This is a genomic window from Vibrio sp. 10N.261.52.A1, assembly GCF_002876325.1.
GTDB classification, from domain to species: domain Bacteria; phylum Pseudomonadota; class Gammaproteobacteria; order Enterobacterales; family Vibrionaceae; genus Vibrio; species Vibrio chagasii.
The window spans coordinates 3,643-16,267 of record NZ_MCYD01000529.1 but is presented as its reverse complement, the minus strand read 5'-3'; the positions used below and the strand labels follow the sequence as shown (position 1 = coordinate 16,267).

Below are 12,625 nucleotides of genomic sequence, written 5' to 3'. Positions count from 1 at the left end.
GTATTTTATTAACTAGATAACTTGAGGAAGATGAAGTTCGAGGAGAACAAAGTCAAAATAAATAAAATATTTTGTTGTTCATTTTTGCGCTTTTGTTCAGGAGGGGATGGTAAGGGAAAGAATGATATCAAACTTATTTTATATTGAGTTTCTATTTTGTGCGCTTATTAAACATTAACGTAAAAATCAACAATGATATTTATTCGTAGGGTGGGAACTTTATGTTTTTATCTTGTGTGTCTATTCGGAAGTGGACATTAAGTCTACGTTTAATGTTAGGAATAAATGCATGAAGAAAATCATTGGCTTAATATTACTGGCTTCACTTACTGCATGTGGCGGCGGAGGTAATACTTCGAACAACAACAGCGCGGCTTCTAAAACGTCTTCAGAGCGTTCAGCCCTTAAGCTGAGTGCCAGTCATTTAAAAAAACTGAGCACTGTAGAGTTTTCGTCTGGAAGCATTACTGGCTTTGAAGCACCAAGCAACTCCAATTAAAAACTAGAAGGAATATTAAGTTATGTCAAAGATACTATTACCTCTAGTTATTGGGGTTTCATCAATAGCAACATCGGTCTACGCTAACGAAGATAATAACCTGCAGGGATACTATAAATCTAAAGCTGCCATTAAATTCGCTGTAGATAAAATTCAACAAAATAAAGTTGAATTCATGAACCTAGATGAAGCAATTTCTTCTCTTACTGCCAATTATTCTCCTCAAACTCTAAGCTCAATTGATGATATTGCTAATTCTAAATCAGCACACAGTGATATCTTTTTAGCAAAGTCAAAAGAGTTCAACTTAAACAACCAAGTTTGTGTGATCACTAAAGATGGCGCTACGATTGCTTTTGAAGTTGAAGACGGCGCAGCGAATTGTGCTTTTGACGTGAATAAAGTAGACAAAGCAATGGCAAAGACGACAAGTGGTCTTGTTTTCTTTACTCGCTATGGATCTGCTGACGAGACCCAATACTCTATCGATAAAATCAGCCTAAATGGGCAAGAAATATCAAATACCTTCCTATTTAAATTCAAAGGTAAGTTGGTAGGTGATCTTGCGAAAGTGAAGAAAGCGCCTTCCGGTGAGTTCACCATTGAGCATTACATGGATTACGGGTCGGAAGATGGTCAGAAAATTGGCTACCGAGCGTACCAGTGGGCTGACAACTTTGCTGATGGCCAAGATGCTATCGTCAATTCTTTTGCGTACCTATACGGTTCTAACGTTAGTTTAGAAAATACTAAGACACCGTACTTCTGGGCGATAAAAGATACAGTATCTCCTTCTAAAGGTAACTCTGATTTCTATTTTGCTTCGACGGTTAGTCGTATGGCTCGCTCAACAGACAACAAGATCACGCAAAAAGATAAGTATTCAAAACAGTCTCCGTCAGACTTGATTGCTTATAACTTTAATAATGCGAATAAACTGGTTGGCCTTAGCCCTGATGCTTGTACGATCAAACAAATCGCTGATGGCGAGAAAACGCTGACTTGGTACAAAGGTTTCAACCGAGATGAGAATTGTACTGCAACTGCAGCCGACCTTGCGGGACGCGAGAAAGTGACGTCTGCAACGCTTACTAATGATGGTAGTAAGAAAATCTCAGCAACTAGCCTAAATGCAAGTGCACTTGAGACGCTTAAAGCTGTGGATCTAGAGTCTTCAACAGCATCTGATTTAACGGATAGCGACTTCGCTGCAATGAAAGCGAAATACGACGGTGCAGTGAAGAAATACAGCAACTTCAATAGCATTCAGTTCTGGAAGTAAGCCTCTTACCTCCATCCTGATGTAAAAATGGGCAGTCTATCTGCCCATTTTTTGTACCTGTCGTACAGTGGTCTCGCAGTAACTTTTTAGGACATGGACAGGGCAAAAGACAGTAATATCGGCAGCGTTACCACGCTTAAGAAGTTGCCGAACAGCACCATAGAGGCGACCTTAGGTGGCTCTACGTTGAACCTTTCTGCAAACAGGTAATTCATCACAGCAGGTGGCAGCATGGTGAACAGTACCATCATCTGCAAGTGTAGAGTGGGTAGAGGAATGAAGAAGTAGATGATCGTAAAAGCGATCGCCCCAGTGAACAGAGATTGCGCTGTACATAACAAGCCGACTTTCAGACCGCTCAGCCTCAAGTTGACCATTTGTGAGCCTAGTGACAACAGCATGATAGGAACAGCAGCTTGCCCAAGCAGCGATGTGGCTTCGTAGATAGGATTCCACACTGCAATGCCGGATAAATTGAGTGTCATTGCTAATAAAGCAGCCAAGAATATCGGCATCTTGAAGATCTGTTTGATCGGGTTACCTTCGCTTAATAACGCTAAGCCTACACTGATATGAACACACGCTGATACCACAAACAGCAGTACTGCTGGAGCTAATGCACTTTCGCCAAAGGTATAAGTGAACAGAGGAATCGCAAGGTTGCCGCTATTGCGAAACATGTGTGGCGGAGCCCAAGCTTTGAAGTTGAGCTTAAAGATCTTACAGATCGGAATCATCAGCAGTGCGGGCACTAACACCGCAACCAAAGAGGCAGAAATCAGCGGCAGTTGTTCGGTGTCGAGTGGCATGGTGGTCAGCGATGCAAACACCAAAGCAGGAATACAGACATCCATGTTAATGCGATTGATTGGCTTGAAATCGGACTTAAGCCAACGACCGACTGCAAAGCCAGCACTGGCGAGTGCAAAAACGGGAAACAGAATGCTAACGACCTGTTCGAACATAGAATTCCTTTCTAAGCGTGTGTAGTTTTAAGCGGACAATAGTTTTAAACGGACAATATTTGGTCTACCACCGTCTAACGTACCAACATAACTTGGCTGCGTCATGGGTGTTGAGCACACCACAAGTAATAATTTGTATTTCTTTGAATGAAGCACAAAAAAGACCAGTGGCATTAGCAACTGGTCTTTTAAGGCTAGGCGAATCTGGACGGGTTCTTTAACAACAAAGGTTACCTAACAACAGTGAGTTATTCGCTAACTCACAAGCTTTTTGTAATCTTTGAAATTGACGTCGTAGGCTTTCTCACCGTAGATGTAAGTCTCGCTGACGGTTCTGTCGTCCCCTAAGCTCATCAGTACAAAGAGTTTTTCTTCAAGCTTAGTCGCTTGTTCCATTCTAAAGCGCATCAGTTGTGTCGCGTGGAGATCTAACACGACGAAATCGGCTTCTTTGCCTACTTCTAGGTTACCGATTTTATCTTCTAAATGCAGAGAACGTGCGCCACCTAAAGTTGCCAAAAACAGCGATTTAGCAGGGTGAAGTTTCTCTTGTTGAAGCTGCATGATTTTGTACGCTTCGCTCATGGTTTGCAGAATCGAGAAGCTGGTACCAGCGCCAACGTCTGTCCCCATTCCAACACGAATACCGTGCTCTTCCATTTTTGGTAGCTTGAATAAGCCAGAACCTAAAAACAGGTTGGAAGTAGGGCAGAAGGCGATTGCAGAATCGGTATCCGCTAGGCGCTTGCATTCGCATTCTGATAGGTGAATACCGTGTGCAAATACTGAACGCTTATGCAGCAAGCCATAGTGGTCATACACATCTAAGTAGCTGTCGCGTTCTGGGAACAACTCTAGAACCCAATCGATCTCTTTCTTGTTTTCAGAAAGGTGAGTGTGCATGTAAACGTCTGGATACTCTTCGAGTAATTTCCCAACCGTCGCCAACTGTTCTGGCGTACTGGTTGGTGCAAAACGTGGTGTTACTGCGTAGTGTAAGCGACCTCGGTTATGCCATTTCTCAATGAGTTCTTTTGAATCTTCATAGCCAGATTCTGGAGTATCGGTGAGGTAATCGGGCGCATTGCGATCCATTAAAACCTTACCTGCGATCATACGTAGGTTACGTTTCTCAGCTTCTTCAAAGAACACGTTGACTGACTCTTTGTGTACGGTGCCGAACACGAGTGCCGTCGTAGTACCGTTGCTCGCCAGTTCGTCTAGAAATAGCTTCGCCACTTTGTGCGCGTAGACTGGGTTTTTGAAACGTTTTTCTTCTGGGAAGGTGTAGTTCTCTAACCAATCAAGTAGCTGTTCACCGTAAGACGCTATCATCCCCGTTTGAGGGTAGTGGATGTGCGTATCAATAAAACCAGAGGTGATCAGTTTGTCTTTGTATTCTTTTACTTCGAGTGTTTTAGGCTGACGTGCCAATACGTCATCGGCATGGCCTAAGTCGACGATGTGGCCATTCTCAACTACTAAAACACCGTCTTCAAAATAGTCATAAGACTCATCGATACCGACGTCTTTTGGGTCGGCTACGCTGTGTAAAATACTGGCGCGATAAGCTTTGCGTTGCGTTGTCATGTTTACTTCCTTTTAATGACTTCAGTAACGTTATGGCTACCGAAGCTTTGCGACTTGTATTAGGCGATCTTCTCTTCCAAAGGAGGCTCACCTACATCGCTTGATTGACTGTGTTGATCGGTCAAATCCTGATTTTGATATTGTTTGGTTGGGCGCTTTTGTTCAAGTGCTTGGCCCTGATAGTGTGCGATCAGTTCACCCGCAACCGATACCGCAATTTCAGCGGGATGTTTGCCATTCACAGCACTAATGCCTATTGGGCATATCATAGTTTCAATTTGCTCTTGGCTGTAACCACGTTGCTCTAAGCGGAAGTCAAACTTCTTACGCTTGGTCAGCGAGCCGATCATGCCGAAGTAACGGCTGTCTTCACGGTCGATAATGGCCTTAGTTAAATCGAAATCAAGCTGGTGGTTGTGGGTCATTACTAGGTAGTAGCTGTTCGGTGGCATGTGTTTAACTTCGCCAACCGGATCGTCTGTGACTAGCTTTTTGACACCGTGAGGAAGCGTGTCCGGGAACACTTCTTCACGTTCATCAATCCAGGTCACACGGAAGGGTAGAGTCGCAACAATGTGCAGCAGCGCTTTTGCCACATGGCCAGCGCCAAACAGGACGAGGTGGTTCTGTTGAGTGCCAATCGGTTCAAAGCTTAATGTTGCCATTCCGCCACAACATTGGCCTAAACGAGCCCCTAGGTTAAAGCGTTCCACTTTGAGCGATTTTTCACTGGCAATCAGCATTTCACGCGCCATTTTAGTGGCCACATGTTCAAGGTGACCACCACCAATCGTAGCGATGATTCGGTCACGAGTGACAAGCATCTTGGTACCCGCATCACGTGGCACTGAGCCTCTGTCTTCAAGCACTGTCACCATGACACATGGTTCGTAGTTCTCTTCCAGTTTTGCCAGTTCGTGAATCCAATTATCCTTAAACATATGTCCTCCTAAATCCCTTCTGTGCTTCCTAAGCTCTATATCAGTCTTATTAAGCCGTTTCTGATTGAGCATCGACCGAAGTCGGGGCTGTTTCAGAGACTTCCTGAATCGCCATCAAAATACGCTCTGGCGTTGCTGGTGTGTTGAGCTTAGGAATCGCTCCATCAACGGCCACGTAGCTAATCGCATCTTTCAATGCACTCCATACCGACATACCCAACATGAAAGGTGGCTCACCCACGGCTTTCGAGTTGAATACTGTGTCTTCTGGGTTGCTGCGGTTTTCCAAAAGGTGCGTTCTGAAATCAATTGGCATATCAGCAATCGCAGGGATTTTGTAGCTTGCTGGGCCATTGGTCATTAAGCGACCTTGTTGGTTCCATACTAGCTCTTCTGTCGTCAACCAGCCGACACCTTGCACAAAGCCGCCTTCGACTTGGCCGATGTCAATCGCAGGGTTCAGTGAAGCGCCCACGTCATGCAGAATATCAACACGCAGAATCTTGTTCTCGCCAGTGAGAGTATCGATGATGACCTCCGAACAAGAAGCACCGTAGGCGTAGTAGTAGAACGGACGACCGCGCGCTTTCTCGTGATCGTAATAGATCTTCGGAGTGCGGTAGAAGCCAGTGCTCGATAGCGAGATTTGGTTAAACCAAGCCAGTTCAACAAATGAGTTGAAGGTCATGATTTCATCGCGGATTTGCACCATGCCGTTCTTGAACACTACCTCTTCTGGAGACACTTTGAAGTGTGCAGAAGCGAAGTCGATCAGGCGCTGCTTAATGGCTATTGCTGCGTTTTGCGCGGCCTTACCGTTGAGGTCGGCGCCCGATGAGGCTGCGGTTGGTGATGTGTTCGGAACTTTGTCTGTGTTTGTAGCGGTGATCTGTATACGTTCGACATCGACTTGGAACTCCTGTGCAACTATTTGTGCCACTTTGATGTTCAAGCCTTGCCCCATTTCCGTACCACCGTGATTCAAATGAATACTGCCATCGGTGTAGATATGGATAAGCGCACCTGCTTGGTTCAAGAAAGTCGCAGTAAACGAGATGCCGAATTTCACAGGTGTGATAGCAAGACCTTTCTTCAAGATAGGGCTCTGCTTGTTGAACTCAGCAATTTCTTTACGACGTGCGTGATAGTCACTGCTGCGTTCAAGCTGTTCGGTTATCTCAGGTAAAAAGTTGTCTTCAACGGTTTGGTAGTAATGGGTCACGTTACGGCCTTCTTCACCGTAGTAGTTCGCCTTACGTACTTCCAAAGGATCTTTTTTCAGGTAACGCGCAATCTCATCCATGATGTGTTCGATGGTCATCATGCCTTGTGGACCACCAAAGCCACGATACGCAGTGTTCGATGCTGTGTTGGTTTTGCATCGATGACCAACCACGGTTGCATCGCCTAGGTAGTAAGCGTTGTCTGAGTGGAACATCGCACGGTCGACGATAGAGCTTGATAAGTCTGGCGAGTAACCACAGTTACCTGCAACGGTAATGTCAGCACCTTGAATCACACCATTATCGTCAAAACCGACGGTGTATTGGTTGTAAAACGGGTGTCGTTTACCGGTTTGTTGCATGTCTTCGTTACGCAGTAGGCGCATTTTGGTCGGTCGGCCTGTCAGGTGGGCAATCACCGCTGCCATACAGGCAGGAGAGGCTGCTTGAGTTTCTTTGCCACCGAAACCACCACCCATACGACGCATATCGATCACGACTTTGTGCATCGGTACGCCAATCACTTCCGCGACCAGTTTTTGTACTTCGGTCGGGTTTTGTGTAGAGGTGTAGACGATCATGCCGCCATCTTCGGTTGGCATTACGCTACTGATTTGAGTTTCTAGGTAGAAGTGCTCTTGGCCGCCGATCTCTAGGTCACCAGAGATCACGTGTTTCGCTTTTGCCAGTGCGGCTTTTGAGTCACCACGCTGTTGAATGTGGCTTTCAGTTACGAAGTGCTCTTTCTCTAGCGCTTCTTTGACATCAAGAATGGCAGGTAGCTCTTCGTATTCAATAATCGCTGCGTGTGCGGCTTTGCGTGCCGTTTCTAGATCGTTCGCTGCTACAGCAATCACGGGTTGGCCGTAATATTCTACTTTGCCGTCAGCAAGCAGTGGGTCACCCGGTAGGATTGCACCGATATCCAGTTCACCCGGAACGTCTTTGGCTTGGATAGCAATGGCTACACCATCAAATTCGTAACACGGTGAAACGTCGATCTTAGTGATCTTCGCATGCGCTTGAGTACTCAGGCGTGCGTACACGTGCAGCTGATTGGGAAACTCTAGTCGGTCATCAATGTATACCGCTTCGCCCGTTACTTGTTTGGCTGCACTGTCGTGTTTAACGCTCTTACCCACGCCAGTTTTTAGGTCTTGTTTTGCAATGGTAACCATCTCTTCGTGGGTCATCGCATGCTTGTTTGAATTAGACATAAGACGTTACCCTTGTTTCGATTTGGTTGTTTTTATTCTGTTGTTCAATGAAGTAGCGACGCAACATGTTTGCCGCCGACAATGAACGGTATTCTTGGCTTGCACGGAAATCAGATAGCGGTTCAAAGTCGCTATACAGTTCTTGCATCGCTAACTTAATATTAGCGTCTGTCCATGGTTTGCCTAATAACGTATTTTCACAACGGGTTGCGCGCTTAGGCGTTGCAGCCATACCACCAAAGGCGATACGAGCGTGTGTTACCTTGCCTTCTTCGACTTGAATATCGAACGCACCACATACTGCAGAGATGTCATCGTCTAAACGTTTAGACAGTTTGTAAGCACGGAAGCTGTCGTTGGTTGGTTTAGGGATGATGATTTGTTCAATGAACTCACTCTCTTTCTGCGCCGTCACCTTGTAGCTGATGAAGTAATCTTCGATCGGCATGGTGCGTGACTCGTCGCCGCAACGAAGTTTGATCTTCGCGTTCAGGGCAATCAGCAGAGGAGGCGTATCACCGATAGGCGAGGCATTCGCCACGTTACCGCCGATGGTGCCTTGGTTACGTACTTGCAGCGAAGCAAAGCGGTGTAACAGTTCACCAAAATCTGGGTAGTGTTTTTTCAGTAGTGAGTAAGAGTCACTGATTGGAAGGTTGGCACCAATGATTAAGTCGGTGTCGGTTTCTTCACATACCTTCATGTCTTCAACAAGGTTTACGCTGATCAGTGTTTCAATTTCACGATGGAATTGCGTCACTTCCAGTGCTAAATCCGTGCCGCCAGCAACCAGCTTAGCGTTCGGGTGGGCTTGGAAAAGCTTGGCCAACTCATCAGTGCTTTTCGGGGAAAAAGCGGTGAGGTGACCAAGGCGTAGGTTGGCTTCGGTGTCTTGAATATCTTCTAGCTTCTTGATGGTGTTGCGTTCAAGTTCAGCAAATTGGTCGATCAAAGGTTGGTCTGTTGAAAGCGACATCGCGGCATCAACAATAGGTCGGTAGCCTGTACAGCGACATAGGTTACCCGCCAGTGATTCCATGACATCTTCTTTGCTCGCATCGGGTTTGTTCTTGCCTAGTGCAAACATTGACATGATAAAGCCCGGCGTGCAGTAACCACATTGTGAACCGTGAAAATCAACCACAGCTTTCTGTACAGGGTGCAGTGACTTGTCTCGGTTTTGTAGATCTTCTACTGTGATCAGCTGTTTTCCGTGTAGCGCTGAAACGAACGTAAGGCAAGAGTTCACCGAGCGGTATTGGAGCTGTCCATCCACCACTTCACCTAAAACGACGGTACATGCGCCACAGTCACCCGACCCACAACCTTCTTTGGTACCGGTTTTATTAACCTTGGTACGAAGGTAATTGAGCACTGTCATATTCGGCGACAGATTGTCTTCACGTCTTATTTCCTGATTGAGCAAAAAAGTAATCAAGAGACCTCCTTGTAAATCGACATTGTTCCATGTGTATTCTTTTTGACTTCTAGGTCAATAATTATCCATCCTGACCCTGTGGTCAACTATTTATTTACAAAAATGCAACAACATTGCGCATTGTTGGATTGTGTACAATTTGTTTTCGTCTGTAGTTGTTTGTTTTATTTGGCTTTAAATTGGAAGTACTGAGTTTTGTGGTGTGAATGAATTAATAGCGATGTATACAAAATAAAGACAAGGTTTTTGGCATTGATGGATCAAATACTGTAGAAGCTAAGAGCGCTATTTAGGGCAGAATAGAGAGTGTTTGAGGTGAAATGAGTCGATCTTCGCGTCTGTGATTATGGGAAAGGCATAAAAAAGAGAAGTAAACACAGAGGATTACTTCTCTCCCGTCTTGTTAACAAAAAGTTATTAACAGAAAGTTGTTAGAGCTGGATTGGAATAGTTAGCTCGTTATGATTTGTTCTTAAGTAAATCTGAGAACACAACATGCAGGTCGCTCGATGCGGTGCTGCTGTCTAGGTTGAGCTTGGAACGAATGTGGCTCAAATGCTCTTTCATCAATTCGACGGCTTGTTCTTCATCACCAGACTCAATGGCATCAAGTAATCCTTCATGCTCATCCAAAGAACAGTTCGAGTGATTACCTGTCTCGTATTGAGCGATAAGCAGTGAGGTTTGTGATACTAGGCTGCGTTGGAAAGCGAGCAGGGGTGCATTTTCTGCCATTTCTGCCAGTTTGATGTGGAACTCACCAGACAAACGTAATCCAGAGCCGTAATCACCTTGGTCAAAGGCACAGTTCTCTTTCGCGACCAATTTTCTACACTCTTCGATCTGAGCTTTGGTGGCGTTTTTTACGGCAAGCTCTGTGATAGCAAGCTCCATCACTTCACGCGCTTTAAATATTTGTTTGGCTTCGTCTACCGTTGGCGCGGCAATCATGGCGCCTCGGTTCGGACGGATAACCACAACTTGCTCTAAAGATAGACGCAGCAAGGCACGGCGAATGATTGTGCGGCTAACTCCGAAGATTTCTGCTAGTGCTTCTTCGCTTAATTTTGTGGCTGGCGGCAGCCTTTGTTCTAATATTGCGTCGAAGATATGGCAGTAAACAACATCGTCTTGAGTCTGGCCTGTTACTTTTGTTTTTACACCTTTGGAGACAGAGTTTTTGAGAGCTGTCATAGAGATAAGGGCCCTTGTTTAGTCGAGTCGAGTTGGTCGAGAATAATTCATGAGTATTAATCTATATTGTATACATTTATCTATACAATGCCACCGGATGAAAGTGCGAGGTACGCTTATTTGTTAATGACTTATAACATTTAGTTTGCAGGGAACTGTGCCAAATATTCCGTTTTAAGCCACGCTCTCGATTGTTAAACGCGGTTATCACCACAGCTGTAAGCAACGATCTGGCTGATTTCGCTCAGGCTACGACCTGATTGCTGCTGCCACTCGTTAAAAGCTTTACTTGCCGCAACTTGTGCTCGCTTGGTGTTACGTCCGCTGTCGATCACATCCGTACTTCGCAGGTGCGCTTCAACGTCAGAAGACAGAATGAAGGTGTCTTTCCCCATTTGACGTAGGGTGTAGGCGCCTGTATTTCCGCCCAATCGCTTGCCGTGTTTTTTCAGGTAATCCCACAATTCTGTAATTTGTTCTGAAGGCCAGTCGGCAACCATTTGTGAGAATGAATCCGCTTCACGCTTGGCATTGCGGATCATCATGGCATTAGCTGGAATCGTCATGACTTTGGTGAGGTGACGAATAATACGCGGGTCTTGCGCTTTCTGCTCCCACATTTCATTTGGCAGCATTAGCATTTTTTCGATGTCGAATCCAAAGAACACTTCTTCAAATTGCGGCCATTTCTTTCTCACTACATTCCAAGAAATACCGCATTGGAACACCTTTTCAGTAAAAGCGGCTAACCAGCGGTCGTCGGTGATTTGTGATAGCTGGGCTTGTGATAGAGGTGCTCGAACAATCTTTTCGAGTTCGGCTGCTCCACCTTTACGATGGGCCGCACGTTGATAAATGGTGTCGAATTTTTCTTGGGTCATTGAAGGTTCCAAATTAATGCGATTTTTTAAGATATGGGGTCGAATCTGGCAATTAAAACGATTCTGTTAACTAAAGTAAGTCGGTTAATTAAAACGAACGAGCCGACTAAAACACGCTAGCTGAGCTTTAATTCCATTTGATACAGAGGCCAGGTGTTGCCATTGAACTCTTTGAACTTGGGTTCTTTGTCGACCACTTGAAAGCCTGCTTTGTCGTAGCAACGTTTTGCTCCGATATTCTGCTGAAAGACCGCTAAGCTGATGGTGGTGACATCAGGGATTTGTTTCGCAGCGTTTAATGCACTTTCTATCATGGACTGCCCAAACCCTTTACCACGCTGACTTGGGTGAATGGCCACTCGGCAGAATCGGAGTTCACTGTCTGACATACGTTGAAACTCCATAAACCCGATCAGTTCAGTGTGATTGCCGTTCGAACTCAGTTCAGAGAGAGCACTAGATTCAGAGAAGGTATAGAGCTCGACATGGGGCTCTTGAGAACGTTCGATGATGGAAGAGGCCTCTAACGGCCAACCAAAGGTTCGCCCTCCCCACAGTACGTAGTCTTCGAGGGATGTAAACCAAGTGACGATCTCGTCGGCGTCGGATGCCTTAAAGCGATTTATTTCCATATCCTTCTTTCCTTGTCGTGTGTCTCTTTTTCTAAGCCACTAAACTTCTGTGCCCAACTGTTCAAGAAAGCCGCGCATGTAGTCAGTGCGCTTGTTAGCTTCTAACTTGGCGGATTCGGTAATCATGGTTTCAGCGAGCTTAAATAGCTTCACGTAGAAGTGGTCGACGCTGTAATGCTTGTCATCCAAGTCACGATGTTCAGCGAACGGGTCTTCGTGGTTATACAGTTCAGCGTTAAAGCTCTGACCCACGTACAAACATCGAGCGATACCAATTGCACCGAGAGAATCAAGGCGATCCGCATCCTGGACGATTTGCGCTTCTAGGGTTTCCGGTGTGATGTTGGCGCTGTAGCTGTGGGTGACAATGGCATGATGGATCTCATCAAGATAGGATGTGGGGTAGTCGATAGACTTAAGGAAAGCGATCGCCTTGTCTGCAGCCATTTTCGAGCTTTGGGCTCTGTCTGGGTGGTTCTTAGGAAAGGTGAAACAATCATGAAGATAAGCCGCTGGTAAAACGACTTCAAGCTTAGCTTGTTCTTGATCACACAATGCCTTTGCAGTTTTGACGACACGTTTAATGTGGCTGATGTCGTGTGCTGCATCTTGTGTCATTTCTTGCTGTGCAAAATCAAGCAGTTGGTCTTCAAACTTTCCCTTCACGCGTCTCTTTCTCCGTTACTGATGTTGCTTAATACCTAACATTTATTTCAAATCGACTTTAACAGTTTCAAGCGCGCGTTTTTATCTTTTATAAAAG

At 45.5% G+C, this 12,625-nt stretch carries 11 protein-coding genes; 2 read left to right on the top strand and 9 right to left on the bottom strand.

Going from position 1 to position 12,625, the window contains the following annotated elements; translation table 11 throughout:
- Window positions 1–289: 289 nt before the first annotated feature.
- On the top strand, window positions 290–499 hold the full coding sequence (locus tag BCT81_RS07415; RefSeq protein WP_102423705.1) for a hypothetical protein: 210 nt from the start codon (window positions 290–292) through the stop codon (window positions 497–499).
- A gap of 22 nt (window positions 500–521) precedes the next feature.
- The gene (locus BCT81_RS07410) at window positions 522–1,781 is read left to right on the top strand and encodes a hypothetical protein (RefSeq protein WP_102423704.1); all 1,260 of its coding nucleotides are present in this window, start codon (window positions 522–524) and stop codon (window positions 1,779–1,781) included.
- Window positions 1,782–1,867: 86 nt separating this feature from the next.
- Here the strand turns inward: BCT81_RS07410 and BCT81_RS07405 are convergent, their stop codons facing one another.
- From BCT81_RS07405 to BCT81_RS07365, 9 genes are all read right to left on the bottom strand, one after another.
- Complete coding sequence (locus BCT81_RS07405; RefSeq protein ID WP_102423703.1) at window positions 1,868–2,746, bottom strand: AEC family transporter; 879 nt, start codon at window positions 2,744–2,746, stop codon at window positions 1,868–1,870.
- Between the two features lie 255 nt (window positions 2,747–3,001).
- Window positions 3,002–4,336, bottom strand: coding sequence for a guanine deaminase (guaD, locus tag BCT81_RS07400; protein WP_102423702.1), 1,335 nt, complete (start codon window positions 4,334–4,336; stop codon window positions 3,002–3,004).
- Window positions 4,337–4,395: 59 nt separating this feature from the next.
- Window positions 4,396–5,277: a xanthine dehydrogenase accessory protein XdhC gene (xdhC, locus tag BCT81_RS07395; RefSeq protein WP_004737505.1), complete on the bottom strand. Its 882-nt coding sequence runs from the start codon at window positions 5,275–5,277 to the stop codon at window positions 4,396–4,398.
- 49 nt (window positions 5,278–5,326) lie between these two features.
- Window positions 5,327–7,717: a xanthine dehydrogenase molybdopterin binding subunit gene (gene xdhB / locus BCT81_RS07390; protein WP_102423701.1), complete on the bottom strand. Its 2,391-nt coding sequence runs from the start codon at window positions 7,715–7,717 to the stop codon at window positions 5,327–5,329.
- Entirely contained in the window at window positions 7,710–9,155 is a 1,446-nt protein-coding gene (gene xdhA, locus BCT81_RS07385) for a xanthine dehydrogenase small subunit (RefSeq protein ID WP_102423700.1), read from the bottom strand. The genes xdhB and xdhA overlap by 8 nt, the downstream gene beginning before the upstream one ends.
- A 459-nt stretch (window positions 9,156–9,614) precedes the next feature.
- Window positions 9,615–10,349 (bottom strand): GntR family transcriptional regulator, encoded by a 735-nt coding sequence (locus tag BCT81_RS07380; RefSeq protein ID WP_017630710.1) that lies wholly within the window; start codon window positions 10,347–10,349, stop codon window positions 9,615–9,617.
- 194 nt (window positions 10,350–10,543) lie between these two features.
- The gene (locus BCT81_RS07375; protein ID WP_102423699.1) at window positions 10,544–11,230 is read right to left on the bottom strand and encodes a DNA-3-methyladenine glycosylase I; all 687 of its coding nucleotides are present in this window, start codon (window positions 11,228–11,230) and stop codon (window positions 10,544–10,546) included.
- Window positions 11,231–11,346: 116 nt separating this feature from the next.
- Complete coding sequence (locus BCT81_RS07370; RefSeq protein WP_102423698.1) at window positions 11,347–11,862, bottom strand: N-acetyltransferase; 516 nt, start codon at window positions 11,860–11,862, stop codon at window positions 11,347–11,349.
- Window positions 11,863–11,901: 39 nt separating this feature from the next.
- Entirely contained in the window at window positions 11,902–12,528 is a 627-nt protein-coding gene (locus BCT81_RS07365) for an HD domain-containing protein (protein WP_102423697.1), read from the bottom strand.
- Between the last annotated feature and the right edge of the window lie 97 nt (window positions 12,529–12,625).

Coding starts and splice junctions, on each gene's coding strand:
- BCT81_RS07415 (WP_102423705.1), top strand. CDS start 290: ATGAAGAAAATCATTGGCTTAATATTACTGGCTTCACTTACTGCATGT.
- BCT81_RS07410 (WP_102423704.1), top strand. CDS start 522: ATGTCAAAGATACTATTACCTCTAGTTATTGGGGTTTCATCAATAGCA.
- BCT81_RS07405 (WP_102423703.1), bottom strand. CDS start 2,746: ATGTTCGAACAGGTCGTTAGCATTCTGTTTCCCGTTTTTGCACTCGCC.
- guaD (WP_102423702.1), bottom strand. CDS start 4,336: ATGACAACGCAACGCAAAGCTTATCGCGCCAGTATTTTACACAGCGTA.
- xdhC (WP_004737505.1), bottom strand. CDS start 5,277: ATGTTTAAGGATAATTGGATTCACGAACTGGCAAAACTGGAAGAGAAC.
- xdhB (WP_102423701.1), bottom strand. CDS start 7,717: ATGTCTAATTCAAACAAGCATGCGATGACCCACGAAGAGATGGTTACC.
- BCT81_RS07380 (WP_017630710.1), bottom strand. CDS start 10,349: ATGACAGCTCTCAAAAACTCTGTCTCCAAAGGTGTAAAAACAAAAGTA.
- BCT81_RS07375 (WP_102423699.1), bottom strand. CDS start 11,230: ATGACCCAAGAAAAATTCGACACCATTTATCAACGTGCGGCCCATCGT.
- BCT81_RS07370 (WP_102423698.1), bottom strand. CDS start 11,862: ATGGAAATAAATCGCTTTAAGGCATCCGACGCCGACGAGATCGTCACT.